Annotated in this window: 16 protein-coding genes; 14 read left to right on the plus strand and 2 right to left on the minus strand. The window is 39.9% G+C overall.

From position 1 onward, the window contains the following. Positions 1-39 precede the first annotated feature (39 nt). From NRI27_RS08255 to NRI27_RS08305, 11 genes are all read left to right on the plus strand, one after another. A complete protein-coding gene (locus NRI27_RS08255) occupies positions 40-762 on the plus strand; it encodes a YveK family protein (protein WP_371390278.1) in 723 nt (240 codons plus the stop codon). Positions 763-768: 6 nt separating this feature from the next. Next, complete coding sequence (locus NRI27_RS08260; RefSeq protein ID WP_371390279.1) at positions 769-1,467, plus strand: CpsD/CapB family tyrosine-protein kinase; 699 nt, start codon at positions 769-771, stop codon at positions 1,465-1,467. A 52-nt stretch (positions 1,468-1,519) separates the two neighbouring features. Then, positions 1,520-2,563, plus strand: a complete 1,044-nt coding sequence (locus tag NRI27_RS08265) for a glycosyltransferase (protein WP_371390280.1) — start codon at positions 1,520-1,522, stop codon at positions 2,561-2,563. Further along, the gene (locus tag NRI27_RS08270; protein WP_371390281.1) at positions 2,547-3,890 is read left to right on the plus strand and encodes an O-antigen ligase family protein; all 1,344 of its coding nucleotides are present in this window, start codon (positions 2,547-2,549) and stop codon (positions 3,888-3,890) included. The genes NRI27_RS08265 and NRI27_RS08270 overlap by 17 nt, the downstream gene beginning before the upstream one ends. A gap of 108 nt (positions 3,891-3,998) precedes the next feature. Beyond that, on the plus strand, positions 3,999-5,498 hold the full coding sequence (murJ, locus tag NRI27_RS08275; RefSeq protein WP_371390324.1) for a murein biosynthesis integral membrane protein MurJ: 1,500 nt from the start codon (positions 3,999-4,001) through the stop codon (positions 5,496-5,498). A gap of 363 nt (positions 5,499-5,861) precedes the next feature. Further along, positions 5,862-6,515: a sugar transferase gene (locus tag NRI27_RS08280; protein WP_371390282.1), complete on the plus strand. Its 654-nt coding sequence runs from the start codon at positions 5,862-5,864 to the stop codon at positions 6,513-6,515. Between the two features lie 142 nt (positions 6,516-6,657). Then, positions 6,658-7,785: a glycosyltransferase family 4 protein gene (locus NRI27_RS08285; RefSeq protein ID WP_371390283.1), complete on the plus strand. Its 1,128-nt coding sequence runs from the start codon at positions 6,658-6,660 to the stop codon at positions 7,783-7,785. Then, positions 7,782-8,771: an NAD-dependent epimerase/dehydratase family protein gene (locus tag NRI27_RS08290; protein WP_371390284.1), complete on the plus strand. Its 990-nt coding sequence runs from the start codon at positions 7,782-7,784 to the stop codon at positions 8,769-8,771. Before NRI27_RS08285 ends, NRI27_RS08290 begins: the two co-directional genes overlap by 4 nt. Then, positions 8,716-10,404, plus strand: a complete 1,689-nt coding sequence (locus NRI27_RS08295; RefSeq protein ID WP_371390285.1) for a GNAT family N-acetyltransferase — start codon at positions 8,716-8,718, stop codon at positions 10,402-10,404. Before NRI27_RS08290 ends, NRI27_RS08295 begins: the two co-directional genes overlap by 56 nt. Before the next feature lie 11 nt (positions 10,405-10,415). Continuing rightward, complete coding sequence (locus NRI27_RS08300; RefSeq protein ID WP_371390286.1) at positions 10,416-11,174, plus strand: hypothetical protein; 759 nt, start codon at positions 10,416-10,418, stop codon at positions 11,172-11,174. After that, positions 11,175-12,179 carry a polysaccharide deacetylase family protein gene (locus NRI27_RS08305; RefSeq protein ID WP_371390287.1) on the plus strand — a complete coding sequence of 335 codons (1,005 nt, stop codon included), beginning with the start codon at positions 11,175-11,177 and terminating at the stop codon, positions 12,177-12,179. A gap of 395 nt (positions 12,180-12,574) precedes the next feature. Here the strand turns inward: NRI27_RS08305 and NRI27_RS08310 are convergent, their stop codons facing one another. After that, positions 12,575-13,234, minus strand: a complete 660-nt coding sequence (locus tag NRI27_RS08310) for a hypothetical protein (RefSeq protein ID WP_371390288.1) — start codon at positions 13,232-13,234, stop codon at positions 12,575-12,577. A 126-nt stretch (positions 13,235-13,360) separates the two neighbouring features. Here NRI27_RS08310 and NRI27_RS08315 point away from each other — a divergent pair, with 126 nt between their 5' ends. The 3 genes from NRI27_RS08315 to hutH all read left to right on the plus strand — a co-directional run bounded on the left by NRI27_RS08315 (position 13,361) and on the right by hutH (position 16,857). Then, on the plus strand, positions 13,361-13,891 hold the full coding sequence (locus NRI27_RS08315; protein ID WP_371390289.1) for a sigma-70 family RNA polymerase sigma factor: 531 nt from the start codon (positions 13,361-13,363) through the stop codon (positions 13,889-13,891). After that, on the plus strand, positions 13,884-15,209 hold the full coding sequence (locus tag NRI27_RS08320; protein WP_371390290.1) for a DUF4179 domain-containing protein: 1,326 nt from the start codon (positions 13,884-13,886) through the stop codon (positions 15,207-15,209). Before NRI27_RS08315 ends, NRI27_RS08320 begins: the two co-directional genes overlap by 8 nt. 169 nt (positions 15,210-15,378) lie before the next feature. Beyond that, entirely contained in the window at positions 15,379-16,857 is a 1,479-nt protein-coding gene (gene hutH, locus NRI27_RS08325; protein WP_371390291.1) for a histidine ammonia-lyase, read from the plus strand. Positions 16,858-17,001: 144 nt separating this feature from the next. Here hutH and NRI27_RS08330 read toward each other — a convergent pair whose 3' ends face one another. Further along, on the minus strand, positions 17,002-18,237 hold the full coding sequence (locus tag NRI27_RS08330) for an NAD(P)/FAD-dependent oxidoreductase (protein ID WP_371390292.1): 1,236 nt from the start codon (positions 18,235-18,237) through the stop codon (positions 17,002-17,004). Between the last annotated feature and the right edge of the window lie 29 nt (positions 18,238-18,266).

The following is an 18,266-nucleotide window of genomic DNA, read 5'->3' on the forward strand; positions in this document are numbered from 1 at the left end:
AAATTCGCGCAAAACTAGTAGTCGAAAGGAGAGGAGTTCTTGGAAGATCGAATTAGCTTTTATGAGTTCATGATGGCTTTTAAAAAACGAATTGTGCTTACGATTTTTATCGTCTTGTTTGTCGTAACAGCAACTGGACTCGTAAGTTATTATTTATTGCCTCCCATTTACGAAGCTTCTACACAAATATTAATAAGCAAAAAAGAGTCAGGGGAAGGGAAAATTAATACGCAAGATATACAGACGGATCTTCAGCTTATTGATACGTATAGTGAAATTATTAAAAGTCCGGTCATTTTATCTCAAGTAATCGAGAATTTAAATTTGAAAACAACGCCTGATTTACTGACAAAAGATATTAAAGTGACAAGTAAACAAAATTCACAAATTTTAACGGTTATTGTTGAGGATCGTGAATTACAGAAAGCTGTTGTCATTGCTAATATGATTGCTGAGGTTTTTCAGAAAGATATTAAAGTATTGATGAATGTTGATAACGTAACCGTTCTTTCGCCAGCGATTAATAAACCTTATATCAAACCAGTTTCGCCGAATTTGCCGTTGAATCTCATTATTGCCATGGCTGTTGGCTTTATGATTGCAGTAGGTATAACCTTTCTCATTGAATTTGTCGATAACACCGTTAAAACAGAGCAGCAAATCCAAGAATTAGTCGGTGTTTCGATTCTGGGCCTTGTTAGCCCGATTACGCAAACGAAAAAGAGCAAGTTTAAAAGCAAAGCAAATAGAAAGAGGAGGTGATAGCGATTGGCCAAAAAAAATCGATCTCAAAATATGGCAAGGAAACTATTAATTAATGATTATGCAACATCTATTTTTGCAGAGCAGTTTCGCTCCATTCGAGCAAATATTAATTTTTCTTTGAAGGATAAGGGGCTCACATCGTTATTAGTCACTTCTTCTTCAGTTGGTGAAGGCAAATCTACTGTTGCGGCTAACATTGCGATTTCCTTTGCTCAAGAAGGAAAAAACGTTCTTCTGGTGGATGCAGATTTAAGAAAACCGACCATGCATGTTACTTTTAATCATTTTATTTCACCAGGTCTAACAAATCTATTCATTAGTGATTGGCAGTTTGAAGATGTTGTAAAAGAGTCGGGTATAGAGGGCCTAAAACTCATTACATCTGGACCGATTCCTTCGAATCCAGCAGAACTCCTAAGTTCTAAATCCATGAATCGATTTATGAAAGATATGAAAGGTAAATTCGATATGATCATCTTTGATGCGCCACCACTTCTTTCTGTTGCAGATGCCCAAATACTAGCAGAGAAGTGTGAGGGAACAATCCTTGTGATACGAGCAGGAACGACAGAAAAGAAGAATTTACGTAAAGCAAAAGAAGTATTAACCAACTCAAAGGCAACGGTTATCGGAGCCATTCTTAATCATTACAAGTTGGAAAAGAATCATTACTACTATGATTATTATGCCGATAAAGAGTAATTGGCAAAGTTGGAGTATAGATGCTGACTGACGATAATTGGGGGATGCCAAAATGAAAAAGAAGGTATTGCATGTCCTTAGTTCCAACGATTTTGCAGGCGCCGAAAATGTTGCAATGTGTATCATTAGCAATATGTCCGATTCCTTTGAGTGTGCATATGCATCACCCATTGGTGGGATAAAAGACAACTTGGCAAGCAGAGGTATTCGTTATATCCCGATCCAAAACTTCTCCTATTTTCAAATCCATAAAGTAATAAAGGAATGGAAACCGGATATTGTACATGCACATGATTTTAAAGCGACCATTAAATGTCTGTCGCTCTTTCGGACAATCCCTGTTGTCTCCCATATTCATCAAAATCCAACTTGGCTGAGAAAAATCCGTATCCATTCGATCTTATTCTTTCTAGCATGCTATCAATTAGCCAAAATTATTGTTGTTTCACCCGCAATAAAAGAAACGACTTTCTTATCACGATTTTTCAAACATAAAACAGAAGTCATTTCAAATATTGTAGATCGAAACTGGATTACCCAAAGAGCTCAACTTGAAACAGGTGCTGAAAATGATATTGCGTTCATCGGCAGATTTGAGGATGTGAAGGATCCATTACGGTTTATCAATATTGTTGCCGAAGTAGTGAAAGAACTTCCTAACTTAAACGTAATCATGATGGGGGGAGGCACGCTAGAGGAACGCTGCAAAAAAGCGATACGAGTAAAAAAGTTAGAAGGAACTATTGATGTCAGGGATTTTTTAGATAATCCGTATCCATTACTTAAAAGTGCGAAAATGCTCGTCATGACTTCAAAATCAGAAGGATTACCGATGGTGGCAATTGAAGCATTAGCATTTGGAAAACCTGTGCTTGTCCCACGGTTAAATGGCATCGAAAATATTGTAGATGCGAGTTGTGGATTCATTTGTAACTCAGATCAGGATTTCGTCAAAAATATAGTCGGGCTTAGTACTTCTACTGAAAAATACAAGGACATGTCTTTGGCGGCTTCCAAAAGAGCTGCAGAGATATGCGATATGGACTTGTATAGAAAGCAAGTGGAGCAGGTGTATCGAGATGCAGTGCGGAGTTGAGAATGCGGAAACGACAGAATCCCTTGAAAGAGTTGGAAAAAAAGGGTCACTAATTATTGATATTGGAATGACAGCTGGATGCCTCTTGGGAGATTACTTGCTATCGAGTACAATTCTTATTTTTTTACTATGTATGTACTTAATCTTACGAATCCTATTTACCTCTATTGAGAAGAACTTCGCATTATTCATGCTACTCATCCCAAATGTAGGGATCATGATTATTCAATTAGGTGGTTTATCTGTTCCAATCTTAAATGTGTTAATTAGTGTAGCGCTACTCAAATTATTACTAACCTTCGTACATCTACCGCTCGAAAAAACGAGCATGTTCATCATAGGGTTGTTTATTGTGTATGAGTGGAGTCACATGTTCATCTACAGCGTGCATGCAATCATTTTACTCATGAGTTGGAGCGCTGCGGTGCTGTATGCATCACTCTTTCTAATCTACTCAAAAACCGTGTACAACCACTTTCTTGTCGTTACGTATTTCATTGCAGGAGTGTGTCTATCAACAGTATACGGAATTCTAGACTTTATGGATAGGTATGGCTCTCTTTTTAATAATAACGCGACCATACGGTTTCACGGTGGGGCAGGAGATGCTAACTACTATTCAATGTATATCCTGATGGCGATGTTTTGTATATTGTACATTGTGAACAGGGAAACGAAAAAGTTAACGAAAGTAGTATTACCCATTCTTTTTGTATGTTTATTGGCATTCGGTTTTTTAAGCCTATCTAGAATGTTTTTACTAGTCGGTACGTTGCTTTGTGGCATGCTGCTTATTCATATTTTGTTTTCATTGAAACGTCGAAAGAGGCTATTTACGTTTATGACAAGTGTGGCGTCGCTGATTGTGCTAGTTGCCATTTATTTTAGTGAGAAAATACGCTCCAATATGGAATTGCTGTTTTCAAGATTTACGGATTTCATCGATGACCCAGCTGCACTAACAAGCAATCGCAATCTCTTGGCAGAACAATATATGGAGTTATTTACGTCAAATCCGTTACAAATGATGTTTGGAATGGGGATTCAGGACTATCACATACGTTCTGGTATTTATCTTGAAACTCATAACATTCTATTAGAGTTGTTAGTAGTTTGGGGGATTGTTGGTGTTTTTGTATTCGCTATATTTCTACTCTTGTATTTTAAAGAAAGTCGATCATTCATAAAGAAGCCTAGAACAAACTTAATCGGCTGGCTGCCGCTATTATGTATAGGCGCTAGTTTTATGTCAATCAATGCGATGTCAAATGAAAGTTTTTTTCTACTGTTACTCTTCACGATTAAACATTTATACGAGTTTGACTAGGAATCCATCCTTCACTTGCAACTACTTCATCTATTTACCCGTACATGAACTGTATGAAAAATACCTAACAAAGAAGGAAAAATCATTGAAACGATAAAGAGAACAGCTATAGTCGTTATGGTTCTTACTGTTCTATCCAAAATTACAGGTTTTGCAAGAGATATTACTTTGTCTTATTTTTACGGTGCTACCTCAACCAGTGATGCTTATATCATTTCAATCACCATTACCTCAGTATTGTTTAGCCTCATCATTATGGGAATCTCGACAGCATACATTCCAATGTTTAAAAAAATTGAGCATGAAAATGGCGAGCAGCAGGCAACTTTCTTTACGAATAACTTACTCAATATCGTTTTAATCGTCACGACCATTGTAATTATCATCGGTTTGTTTTTTGCTCATTCACTCGTGAAATTATTTGCTTTTGGTTTTGATGGAGAGACATTGAAAACGGCAGTCATTTTCACGCGAATTGCATTAGTAGGCATTTATTTCACAAGCTTAACCCAACTTTTTACGAGTTATCTTCAACTGAAAGGTAAATTTACCATTCCCGCTATGATCGGCCTTCCCTTTAACATGATCATCATTGTCGCCATTTTTATAAGTGCCCAATGGAATATTGTCGTCTTGGCTATTGGGAGTGTTCTCGCAGCATTTATTCAACTACTGTTTTTAATCCCCTCGTTGTGTAAAGTGAACTATCGCTATGTGCCTGTCGTGCAGTTTACGGACAAGAATATTAAAAAAATGGTCACCATTGTTTTCCCAATCATGATTGGTATTTCCATTGACCAAATTAATTTAATGATTGATAAAACAATCGCGTCTACGTTAACAGAAGGTGGGATATCGGCCTTAATGTATTCAAGTCGACTGAATGACTTTGTACAAGGCATTTTTGTTCTGTCTTTTGTTACGGTCATGTTTCCAGTCATTTCAAATATGGCTGCTAAAAAACATACGCAAGACTTCAAAAAGTCTATCAGTAATGTGCTATCGAGTGTAATTTTGATCGTCGTGCCTGCGAGTATCGGGATCATGGTTTTGGCAGAACCGATTACGAGGCTACTGTTCGGTCATGGACAATTTGACGAACGAGCCATTCATATGACTGCACATGCTTTATTTTTCTATTCAATTGGAATGATTGGATACGGTCTTCGTGAAGTTTTGAATCGAACATTTTATTCGATTCAAGATTCAAAAACACCCATGTATAACGCCAGTATTGCAGTTGTTTTAAATATTACTTTGAGCTTCCTACTCTCTTCTTTTATGGGGATCAGTGGTCTTGCTCTTGCTACAAGTATCTCAGCCCTATTTTGCTCGGCTTTACTAGGGATTAGTCTTCGAAGGAAAATAGGAGCGTTTGGAACAAAAGAGAATCTGGGAATCTTGCTAAAAGCGGTTTTTGCGTCCTCAGTTATGGGCGGTGTCGTCTACTTTCTACATGAATACTTACTGTCTAATTGGCATGCTATGTTGAAAATGAGTACGGTTGTTATTGCTGGCGGTATGGTCTACTTTATACTGATTTATGCGTTAAAAGTGCAAGAATCCAAATACATTATTGCGTTTGTGAAGCGAAAAGTTTTTAAGTGAAATCCTCTTATTATAAAGCGAATGTTCGACTGTCTTGAAACTTGTAGCGTATAGTTTTGTTCTTACACTTTTAAGAGAAGTGAAAAGTAGATTTTGGATTGTCCGTATGTTACGTAAACGTTTTCCAGCGGTAATGAAAATAGTGCGAAATAGGGAGTGGATTTTCCCAAGTATCTTCTGCTGGACGGTAAAAAAAAGAAGTCTCCAACATGGAGGCTTTTTTGCATAGAAAAGTTTAGAAAATTGGAAAAACCCCTTTAAATATACCCTTTCTTACTTGCATGAAATTGTATCGAATAGCATACGATTAAGTAGCATAGAGAATGGTTAATTTTTGAAATAGGACGTTTGGAGGGGTAGGTTTTGGAAAAAGGAAGTCGGCGTTATCTCCTTACGAAAACGATAGATGAGAATCGGTACAGGATTGAAAAAAGGTTGTTTGATATTTTTATTGCCTCCTTGTTAATCATTTGTTGTATTCCCTTATACCTATTAATCGCTAGTTTAATTGTGATTAGTTCAGGCAGGCCCATTTTATTTAAACAAAAGAGAAGTGGCAAAGACAACAGGGAATTCATAATTTATAAATTTAGAAGTATGAAGCAGACCAATCAATTGAACAGGCATGTTTATAGTTGGCACGAAAGTGTACCCGATCATTTTGTGTTTAAAACAAATGTGGACGACACAATTACGCCAATAGGAAGAGTATTACGTAAGTATAGTTTGGATGAGTTGCCGCAATTATTTAATGTTGTATTTGGAGAAATGAGTATTGTAGGACCTCGGCCTGAGATCACGGAAATCACTCAATATTACAGTTCACGCCAGGCAAAGCGTTTAGTAGTGAAACCGGGTATAACCGGCTATGCCCAAGTGAATGGACGATCAGAAATAAACCACGGGAAAAAAATTGAATATGATCTTTACTATATCGAAAATCAATCCTTTTTGTTCGATTTGAAAATTATTCTGTCGACGATTAAGCAAGTAGTGAAGGGCAAAGGTGCTTTTTAACAAGGGGGTCAAGTGTACGCTACGAACCTTCAAGCTATTCGAAAATAGGATGGACAATAGATGTATTTACAGCTCCTTGCAGGCAGTTTGGAAAAGCGTTCTGTCTAGGAACTAACCGATAATCGGTGGAAAGGGGGCATACATGTCCAAAGCAAACCAAACCCTACAAGTCGTTCAAGTCATTACAAAAATGGATACAGTCGGAGGGGCGCAAATTCATGTGCGAGACGTAGCGAAGCAGTTGCAAACCAATGGACATGCCGTTCATCTCATTACTGGTGGAAAGAAACATGTGCACGAGTGCCTAAAATCCATCCCGATTCACTTTATCCCGCATCTGGTTCGTGAACTTCATCCGTTATCCGATATTAAAGCGTTTTTCGAAATGAAAAGACTATTGAAAATTATTCAACCAGATCTCGTTGCAACACACTCCTCAAAAGCAGGTATTATTGGACGGCTTGCCGCTAGATCACTTCACATTCCGGTCATATTCACCGCGCATGGATGGTCATTTACGGAAGGTGTACCCCATCCACGAAAACTTTTCTATCGTCTTATTGAAACGATTGTAGGCTACTTCACTTCTGGCGTCATTGCCGTTTCAAATTATGATTATCAACTAGCTTTACAACATCATGTAGTTTCTCAAAAGAAAATAATCTGCATACAGAATGGTGTGCATGATTTTAAAGAGCCTCCTCAAAGGTTAAAGCAAGGCAGAGAGGAGATACGTCTCATCATGATCGCGCGATTTGCGCCACCTAAAATGCAGCAGCATCTACTAGAAGTGCTCATCGACTTGAAACATCTACCGTGGGTTATGCAGTTTGTAGGTGACGGTCCTACTAAAGAGTCAGTGGAACGTTTTGCAATAGATCATGGTATTGGCGACAAAGTGCACTTTGAAGGGTGGCGTGAAGACATAGAAGAGCTTCTAGCAAACGCTGATGTATGTATGCTTATTTCCGAGTTTGAAGGCTTGCCACTATCCATTCTTGAAGCAATGCGTGCAAGTTTACCGATCATTGCGACGGATGTTGGAGGTGTAAAGGAAGCGGTCACAGCACAAAATGGTTTTTTAGTTAGCAAAGACGATAAAAATGCTTTGAAAATAGCAATTCACCGGTTAGTTGAAGATCAGGAACTTCGTTTTAATATGGGCGAAAACGGAAGGAAGTTATACGAGGAAAGATTTACGTTCGACCACATGATGGAGGATACATTCACTTATTATAAAACAATTGCAGGAAAGGAAGATGAAACTTGAAGGTTTTATTGACAGGAGGTGCTGGCTTCATTGGATCCCATGTTGCGGAGCAATTGGTGTCTCATGGGTATGAAGTTGTGATGATCGATAGTTTAGTTTCAGGTTCAACAAAATCCGTCCCTCATGGTATACGATTGTACAACTTGGACATTAACGATTGTGAAGTAGAATCTGTCTTTAAAATCGAAAATCCTGACATTGTCATCCATTTGGCTGCACAGACATCCGTCACACACTCCATGAGAGACCCTTATTTTGACTTTCAAACGAATACATCCGCTACAGTCAAACTCTTACAATATACTGCACGGTATAACGTGAAACAATTTGTATTTGCTTCATCAGCGGCAGTTTATGGTGATGCCATTCAGTTGCCAATTGATGAACAACACCCCATTAATCCTCAATCATTTTACGCGGTATCGAAGTATACTGCTGAACAATATATTCAAACATTTGCACGGGTTTACGGCTTCACTTCAACCATCTTACGTTTTTCAAATGTTTTTGGTCCAAGGCAAAATCCAACGGGTGAAGCTGGAGTTATAGGGATTTTCATTTCAAATTTATTGAAAAAAGAACAATGTGTCCTTTATGGTGGCAGCCAAACGAGAGATTTCATCTACGTGAAAGATGTTGCGATTGCGTGTAGAAAAGCAGTGGAGTCGAACATAGCAGGTATATTTCATGTCAGTTCAAACACAGAAACCCCAATAAGTGATTTGCATACTTTTATTTCAAAAAAGGTGAATATTGATCTACCAATTATTACTAAACCCATTCGGAGCGGTGAGCTATTAAGGAGTAACCTGTCCAATAAACGCACGCAATTGAAGCTCGCTTGGGTACCGATCTACTCACTATCTGAAGGATTAGATGAGACAATCGATTACTTTATTGAAGATTTAAGTCAGAGCATGGAAGGGCGAAATGATGGAGCTCATTCGAATCAAAACAGTCGAACAGTTATACACAGTCAAGCATGAATGGAGTCAAATTCTTGCCACTACTCATAACTCCAATCCATTCATAGAGTTTGAATGGGTTGCTCTTTGGATGAAGTATTATGGAAATGAACAGGACGTAGAAATAATCGGTGTGAAGAGGAGAGGAGAATTCGTCGGCTTCTTGCCTTTTGTAAAAAAGAAAAATATGTTTGGCGATACGTATGAAATGATTGGTTATGGAAAGTCAAATTACATGGATTTGATTGTACAACACCACATGCTGGAAGATGTCGTCCATTTCGTTTTTAAGCAATTAATGACAGAGAATTCACATAGCCTATTCAACTTACATGGGCTGTTGGAAAGTAGTCCGACTTACCAAGTTCTATTGGATTGCCTAGAAAAAATGGAGCTTACCTACAGCTACCACAGAGTCGTAACCCCCTACATCAATCTTGAAAAGATCCAAATGAAACAGTATATGGATAAAAGAAAAAAATTGCATCGGTTAGATCGAAGAGAAAAAAAACTGCATTTGCTTGGGACAGTCGAACATCGGATTTGTGAGTTGGAAGAAATGGATTATATTTTTCAGCTCCACGATAAGAGATGGGACAAGAAAAATGATACGAGTGGATTCACAAATGAAGTTGGACGTGCCTTCTATACAGAACTACTGCTTGTGGGCAATGAAAGATTTAAACCAATCGTGGATGCATTATATGTCGATGGAAAAATGATTGCTTTTAATTATGGTTATTCATGCGGAAATCGTTATTTAAGCTATGTGTTAGGCTATGATGATGATTTTGAGTCTTTCAGTCCCGGAAGAGTGTTAGAGAAAGAAGCAATTTTAGGTTTGGTAGATACAAAGTATACGATTTTTGATTTAAGCATTGGGTATGAGCCTTATAAATTTGAATGGAATACCCATCTAGATTATACGACAAAATTGATTTTCTCCTCAAGAGGAGCCAAAGTAAGGCTTGGAAGAAGGTATTTCTCGTTTAAAGAACGACTAATTGAACAACTAAAGAAGAATAGGAAATTAGTCCTTTTTAAAAGGGATACGTTAGGTGAAGTTAAGTATACGATTAGCAAAATGTTTAAACATGCAAATAAGGAAAGTAAGAAAGAAACTTTGTACCAACTCATACACAAAGTTAAGCGTTTTTTGTGGGAGAAGAATAGAGCCCTCATTATGGTAAAAGAAGTTGAACGGACAAGAAAGCCAGGAATGGGTGAGGGGTTTACAGAATTACAGTTAAAGGATGCATTATATGATCCAACGTTTCAAACACATAACTTAAAAAGAATTTGTACGCGGCTATATGGCGGCTATCAAGCATACTATAAAAATGGCGAAAAAAAAGAAGGGAATCTCTTATGGACCAACCGTAAAGTACTTAGGCTCAACCGTATCTCTTACATAAAAGAGTTGCGAAAAAATGCCATCTGGTTAGAAGATTGGAATGTTGAAAACTTGCTTGATATATGTAAGTTTGTGCACAAAGAACATCTCATTAATTGCATACTGCTTGAAATCGATGCGAAGGATAAAAAGGCTATTCAACTCGTAACAGATCTAGGCTTTCGTGTAGAAAAATCGGTATCCAGTACAACGATATTCGGAAAAGAAAAAATTCGTGTCATTGAAAATGAAGCAAAATAGGAGCTGCCTGAATGATAGAGATTCATCGGAAGGTTTTATTTGTGAAAGTTTGTAATCGCTTTTTTGATCGATGCATGGATTTTGTTAAGGAACGACGATCTATCATGGGTTTCTCACATTCATTAGAACAAAGAGACGGTCTACAACCGTTTCAAACAGTACACATCGACTTAGAGAAAACTGAAGTTGAGTTATTTTCCGGAATTGAGAAGGAAAATAGAAGACAAATTCGAAAAGCAGAGAAGCAAAACATGCAGTTTGTCGTTCTGGAGCAGCCGAGTGATGCCGAGCTGAAAAAATTTCAACTTTTTTACAATCGATTCGCAAAGCAAAAACGTACAAATCGCTGTCGGTCTTTTCATGTGCATACGATGAAAAAATTAGCACAGAAGAACGCGCTCGCATTCACCTATATGAGTGATGAAGCAAACAAAAACATACATTGTTACCGCATTTATGTAACGGATGGGGATATCGCAATGACGTTGTACTCGGCATCCAATCATAACGTCAATACATCTTCTGAAGCAAAGCGTCATGTGAGTGAAGCAAACCGCTACTTAATATGGAAAAACATGATGAGGTTTAAAAAGAAAGGGGTAAGAACATTAGATATGGGAGGACTCACGGACAAGCCTTCGATTCAGAAATTTAAAACAGGATTTGGAGGCGAATTTGTTACGGTCTATTCAGGATATATTGCCAATTCGTTTGTAGGAAAGTTAATTATATTTGTAAGAAAACAATTCCAAACAAAAGGCCAACTATAGATGAGTGGACGAGGAACCTTTATTGTTTCTCTCGACTTTGAATTGAATTGGGGCGTCCACGACGTCTTTACAATTGAGCAATACGGAGAGCATATTAAAGGCGTCCGTACCGCGATTCCGAGTATGTTAGCGCTCTTTGAACAATATGAAATCCACGCAACATGGGCAACTGTCGGCATGCTTTGTTTTAAAGACAAAGAAGAATTAATAAAATATTTTCCTGCCATACTGCCGACGTATGGAAATGAAAGCTTTTCACCTTACACCAAATTACATACAGTAGGAGAAAATGAAGAGACGGATCCTTATCATTTTGGTCAATCGTTAGTGTTACAAATCCTGCAAGTACCACATCAGGAGATTGGAACTCATACATTTTCTCACTATTATTGTTTGGAGAAAGGGCAGAAAGCTGAACAATTTCAAGCCGATTTACAAGCATCTCTAAACGTACCTTGCTTCCAACCACATACCATCCGATCCCTCGTCTTTCCGAGAAACCAATTGAACGCCAACTATTTAACAATATGCAAACAACTAGGCATAGAAGCATACAGGGGAAATGAAGAACACACAATTTACGAAGCAACAGGTTACAACGATAGAAGTAAGGTGAAACGGGGTATTCGTCTGCTAGATGCTTATATCAATATCACCGGACACCACACCTATCAATTACAACAAGATCAAGATAATGTTCCGGTGAATGTAAGAGCTAGTCGATTTTTAAGGCCCTACCATCCAACGCTCAAATTTGCCGAGCCACTCCGCTTGAAACGCATTAAGAAAGGAATTGAACATGCCGCAAAACACGGCGAGGTGTATCATCTATGGTGGCACCCTCACAATTTCGGAACTCACGTGAATGAAAACCTCTCATTCTTACAAAAAATTCTTGCCCACGTCTCCGAAATGAAAGAAAAGTACGGCCTACAAAGCAAGACGATGGGAGAAGCCGCCTCCTCTATCACTCAAAATGGAACCAAAAATAAAAATCCGCAATAACTACCACTCATAACCCGCGCGCAACACCAACTTGCGCGCTTCTTTTCCAGAACGCATCATAACTCAACAGATCATAACAATTCGCTTTGCAATCTACATTCAGTCCTAACAAAACCAAAAACAAAACCGTTAATTGGACAAAACCCATTTGGCTCGACCCGAAATCTGCATCAGTCACTCAAACGACCCACGGAACTAATGAACAGCCTAACGCGAACATGTTAAATCCGTGTCATTTCATCAAACGCCGCATACTTCTTGCGAACTCCGCATAACTCCACCAAACTCCGCATTCTTGCTCGAAACGCCGTATAACCAAGCAAATCGCCGTATACTTGCCCAGCTTTCATAACCTCAAAAACAGGAATCCTAACTTCTAGGATTCCTGTCGCTGATCAAAAGCAAGTAAACTGGTCAATCCGATTTAAATCCATCCCGAAGTATTCCCAACGACGACGATTCGGTCTCCAGCGATAGCCCGCAATCGACGTGCGCCCGACAAAAGTTGGATAGAACCAGAACCCTCTATTTCGAGACGTCCAAATGTACGTATAGCGGTACAAGCAACCTCTTATGCCGCCTGGATCGACGCGGTACAATTGAGCGCTCGGATAACTCGGTGTATAACTCGGTGGCGCAGCAGTAGGCGCTTGTGATCCGCCTTGGCCTGGCCCGCCGGAACCCCCTTGCCCCGGTGATCCTGGAAAACCGCCACCCGGAAATCCTGGGAATCCGCCCCCTGGGAAACCACCTGGTCCGCCTTGCCCTGGTGGAAATCCAGGCATTCCTCCTGGTCCACCTTGCCCTGGTGGAAAACCTGGTGGTCCAAATGGAGGAAACTGTCCGCCTGGCCCCCAATGATTCATCTCATAATTTTGCATGCCCATCCCCGACATCCAATCGTCCATTCCATAATTCGGCATGCCGCTTCCTGGCATCCATCCGCCCATTCCGTTATTATTCATTCTCTCTGCCTCCCCAGTATATCCTTCAGGTAATTTCGGGTACCATTGCTCCTGTCCTTGACCTTGATTCGTAGAATTTACGTCATTCATTGGTTCTCTCCTCTCAAGCGCTTCTCTTCATTCTATGTAACAATAAAAGAATTGGGTTGGACTCTTGGGGAAGAAAAAACTTTTTTCGTACATGACAGTCTAATAGATAGAAGGTGCTCACAGGGGGTGGGGAAATTGACAGAAATAGAGCTAGCACGGAAAGCGATCCGTGGAGACGACGATGCCTTTTTACAACTGATGTTTATCCATAAAGAGGCTCTTTATCGAACCGCTCTTGCTTATTTGAAAAATGAACAAGACGCACTCGAAGCCTTGCAAGAAGTAACAGTACGTGCCTATGAGAAAATGAAATCATTACGGAATCCTCAATATGTAAAAACGTGGCTAATCCGTATTATGATGAACCATTGTCACGACTTACTGAGAAATCAAAAACGTGTTGTGCTTAATGAAGAACTCATTATTACAAATAAAGTGAGTGATGATTTTACGTACCTTGAAGTCGAAGAAGCGCTCAGCCATCTTGCTGAAGAAGATCGAGACTTAGTCCACTTAAAATATTTACATGATCTCAAAATTAAGGACATCGCCGCAATGACAGCAACACCAGAAGGAACTGTGAAAACGAGGTTGTATAAAGCGATCAAATCATTACGCGCATTTTTTGAAGAGAAAGGAGAAATTCGCCGTGTTTGATGAAGAAAAGGACTTGAAGAAATGGAAAGAGGAAATTGAGAAGAAAGAAGTCCAGGACGTTCAACTAGAAACCGCCATTTTAGAAGGCTTTCGACAGGCAAAAGAGAAAAAAGTGAAGAAACAACGTCGGTTTATGAAAAGAAGCATATGGACGACAGTCGCTGCTGCCATTTTGCTCCTCACATTCATCACATCAATCCGCGTGTCTCCCGCTTTTGCCAATGCCGTAGCTTCCATTCCGGGAATGGCTCGTTTTGTCGAAACGATTCAAAGCGACAAAGGACTACAGCTAGCCATTGAAAATGAACACTTTCAACAGATTGGCGTATCAAAAGAAACGGAAAATATGAAAGTGACGCTTGAAGGATTCATTACCGATGAAACAACGATGGTTGCATTTCTTACCATTGATGAGAAGAGGTTTTCTCCTGAGTCCCGTCCGGAATTTCGTATACTCAATCTTGAAGGTGACGTAGTTAGTAAATCAAGATCTATCGGAGCAAGTTTCGAATATACAGATACACAAAGAATCGCAACAACTGAAGTCGAGTTTGAATTTGTTGAAACGGTACCGAGCGGTGAATTGATATTGGAATACGAAGTTCAAGAAGCAGGGGATGGAGAAACGATTGAAATCATCCAAATCCCGTTCGAAAATACTTTACAACCCATTAAAAAAGAACAATTCATCATCAATGAAACAGCAGTGGTCGAAGGACAGAAAATCCATATCCGTTCCGTCACAATCGGTTCATTAAAAACAGCAGTGGAAGTAGAATTTGATGAAGAGAATACAAAGAAGATTTTTGGTTTTGAAGATTTAACACTCATTGACGATACCGGTGAAGTCTGGAGCTCCATCAACAACGGCGTTATAGCAAGAGAAACGGATAATCCGAATGTTATGTTTTATTACTTACAAAGTAACTATTTTAAAGAGACTAATCATCTTACATTAACGTTTAGTAAATTGATGGCAATGGATAAAGACGAAGCTTTTGTTGTCATTGACACAGATAAGAAGCGAATTATTCGTCAACCCCCTCTTAACCTGTTCAGCAACTTGACTGTAAATGGCTCGTTTATTGAAATTGAAATGAAGAGTGAAAAAGGTGTTCATCGTGATCCTTTCACAATCCTATTGGATGCAGACGGTAATGAGGTGGAAAGTAATTCCCAAGGGTCAATTAACCCTTTCGAAAAAGATATGACAATACATTTCCAAATATCTGGTGAACAGTATAAAAACCCATTAACCTTGCCATTATCGTTTTATCCATCCTACATCAACGGAAACGTCTCCATCACAATCAAATAACAAATGCCCACGTAGCTTCTCAAGCCCGTGGGCATTTTCATCACATCACCATACTAAATCACCATCACATTACCATAGAACAAACTTTCGTAATTATCAACAAATAACGTTCGTTTTCGTGTACGATAAGGAAAAATACCATCTACATATGAACGAAAGGATGAACAATGTGATAAAGCTTTCTGGGGATTCATTAACACTTAATCAGATGGAACAAATTCTCTATAAAAATGTCCCAATCGCTTTGGACGAAGAAGCCCTACAACGAGTCCGGAAAAGTAGGGAAGCGGTCGAGCGAATTGTGCAACAAGACAAAACGGTTTACGGCATTAATACAGGTTTTGGGAAATTTAGCGATGTAAAGATAGATGAAAGAGACACGAAAGATTTACAGCGGAATCTTATCCGATCGCACGCATGTGGGGTAGGTGAACCGTTTCCTGAAGTGGTTTCAAGAGCAATGGTAGTATTGCGTTTAAACGCACTGTTAAAAGGTTTTTCCGGCATTCGTGCGGAAGTGTTGGAACGATTCGCCTATATGGTTAACAACGGCATTCATCCGGTCATTCCGCAACAAGGTTCGCTAGGCGCATCAGGGGATTTGGCGCCACTGTCCCATTTAGCCCTTGTCCTCTTAGGAGAAGGTTTTGTTTGGCAAAACGGAAAGCATGTCCCGGCGTTCGCGGTTTGGAATGAACATAAAATAGAGCCGATTGTTCTTGAAGCAAAGGAAGGGCTAGCGCTCATCAACGGTACACAAGCCATGACGGCTCAAGGGGTCGTCAACTATTTGGAAGCTGAAAAACTTGCATACAGTAGTGAATGGATCGCCGCGATGACAATGGAAGCGCTACATGGCATTACGGATGCGTTTCATCCAGCGATCCACGAAGCGCGTGGGTACAAGGAGCAAGTCGACGTGGCGGCAAGAATGTTGGACTGGTTGGAAGGAAGTCAACTGACAACCATTCAAGGTGAAAAGCGCGTTCAAGATGCGTATTCCATCCGTTGTATCCCCCAAGTGCACGGTGCAAGTTGGCAAGTGCTCGCATATGTAAAAGAGAAATTGGAAATTGAAATGAATGCTGCAACTGACAATCCATTGATATTTGACGAAGGGGAAACCGTCGTATCGGGAGGGAATTTCCATGGTCAACCGATCGCATTTGCAATGGATTTTCTTAAAATCGCGGTAGCGGAACTTGCGAACATTTCCGAAAGACGAATTGAACGTCTCGTCAATCCGCAATTGAATGAAGGCTTACCGCCATTTCTTAGTGCGCAACCAGGTCTTCAATCCGGGGCGATGATTTTACAATATTCCGCTGCCAGTCTTGTATCGGAAAATAAAACGCTGGCACATCCTGCTTCCGTCGACTCTATCCCGTCTTCAGGGAACCAAGAAGATCATGTTTCGATGGGGACGATTGGTTCAAGACACGCACAACAAATCATCAAAAATTCACGAAATGTCTTGGCAATTGAAGCGCTTTGTGCGATGACAGGTTGTAATGCTCGAGGCATTGAACAGATGGCTCCAAAAACGAAGCAACAGTTAAACGCACTTCAAAAAATCGTTCAACCGATTGACTGTGATCGAATTTTTGCGCCAGACATAGAAGACATCGCGACGTTTTTAGCGATGTAACAATAAACCAAGCATGCATGCCACCGCTGGAACGCAGTGCATGCATGCTTGGTTTTCATTTGACTACATAACTTTCGAATTTTACTAGAAAATTGACGAAGCAGTATGACCCATACCATTTCAACGCAGAAAAATCCAATCAGTTTATTGCACAACCGTCCGACTATCACATTCCGGGTCAACTGCCCGGTTCAATTGGACAATGTGAGCAGAAGAATGCTCATTCCCAGTCAGCGCATCAGCAAGCATGTTCGCGCCCATCATACTGTAAACCGTCCCGTTGCCGCCGTAGCCAAGCAAGTAATAATGGTTTCGTTTGTGTGGATGCTCGCCTATGAAAGGGAGATTATCAAGAGACTCTCCAAAAGTGGCACAATACGAATAGGCGATTTCAATCGGCAAGTGTGGGAATAGCGCTTTAACCTGCATTTTTAATTGTTCACCACACTCCGTAATCCGTTCATCGGACGTTGGCATTTCAGCAACTTCTTCATCCAAACCGCCGATGACGAGACGCCGTTCCGCAGATGACCGGATGTATAAATAAGGACGTTTTGATTCCCAAATGAGCGCTTCCTCATACCAAGGTGGCATTTGGTCGAGCGGTTCCGTGACGATGACATACGATCGATTAATGTCTGCACCGATTCGTTTGCCAACAGGAACTGTTTCATAACCCGTTGTGAACACAACTTGTTTGGCGTGCAAATCTCCCGCAGACGTTTTAATTCGAAGCCTATCATTTTCTTCTTTGACGTCTTCCACTTCTGTAAATTCAAAAATATGGCCACCATGCTCCTCGAAATCATCGAATAAGCAATTGACGAATTTGTAAGGATTCACTTCTGCATCTCCATACGTAACAATGGCACCGGGTTTATCAAACCCCATTTTCGCTTTTAGTGTTTCCTGATCCCAATAATCACACGGGAATCCATGCTTTTTCAATGTTTTATATTCGGTGTAAATCCGTTCTTCATCTGCTTCATCACTCGCGTAATAAATGCTCGGACGGCTATAAAACTCTGGGTTACCCGGTAACTGTTTCGCAACAGTTTGCAAATCTTCCATTGCTTCCAAACATAACCGATAGAATTCCACTGCATTCTTTTCCCCAATCTGTTCAATCAACTCATGAAGCATGATATCATTAGAGTATTGAAGTAAACCGGTATTTGCAGACGAACTGCCAGCAGCGACTTGTCTTTTATCGAAAACGGCTACGGACAAGCCTTTTCGAATGAAAGTATAGGCACATAACGCACCTGACATCCCACCACCGACGATGATAACATCATATGTATCTTCTCTTTTCGGTACGCGTCGAGGTGAAACTTGAAGTGTAGTTGGCCAGTAAAGTGAACCACTATGAATTTGCATAAGGCAATCCCCCTTTTTTCTTCAATATA

This window comes from Sporosarcina sp. OR05 (assembly GCF_041414805.1).
Lineage (GTDB): Bacteria > Bacillota > Bacilli > Bacillales_A > Planococcaceae > Sporosarcina > Sporosarcina saromensis.

Excerpts from the sequence above, each read along its gene's own strand:
- NRI27_RS08300 (WP_371390286.1), top strand. The coding sequence starts at position 10,416 with ATGATAGAGATTCATCGGAAGGTTTTATTTGTGAAAGTTTGTAATCGC.
- NRI27_RS08310 (WP_371390288.1), bottom strand. The coding sequence starts at position 13,234 with ATGAATGACGTAAATTCTACGAATCAAGGTCAAGGACAGGAGCAATGG.
- NRI27_RS08330 (WP_371390292.1), bottom strand. The coding sequence starts at position 18,237 with ATGCAAATTCATAGTGGTTCACTTTACTGGCCAACTACACTTCAAGTT.
- NRI27_RS08285 (WP_371390283.1), top strand. The coding sequence starts at position 6,658 with ATGTCCAAAGCAAACCAAACCCTACAAGTCGTTCAAGTCATTACAAAA.
- NRI27_RS08265 (WP_371390280.1), top strand. The coding sequence starts at position 1,520 with ATGAAAAAGAAGGTATTGCATGTCCTTAGTTCCAACGATTTTGCAGGC.
- NRI27_RS08270 (WP_371390281.1), top strand. The coding sequence starts at position 2,547 with ATGCAGTGCGGAGTTGAGAATGCGGAAACGACAGAATCCCTTGAAAGA.
- NRI27_RS08295 (WP_371390285.1), top strand. The coding sequence starts at position 8,716 with ATGATGGAGCTCATTCGAATCAAAACAGTCGAACAGTTATACACAGTC.
- NRI27_RS08305 (WP_371390287.1), top strand. The coding sequence starts at position 11,175 with ATGAGTGGACGAGGAACCTTTATTGTTTCTCTCGACTTTGAATTGAAT.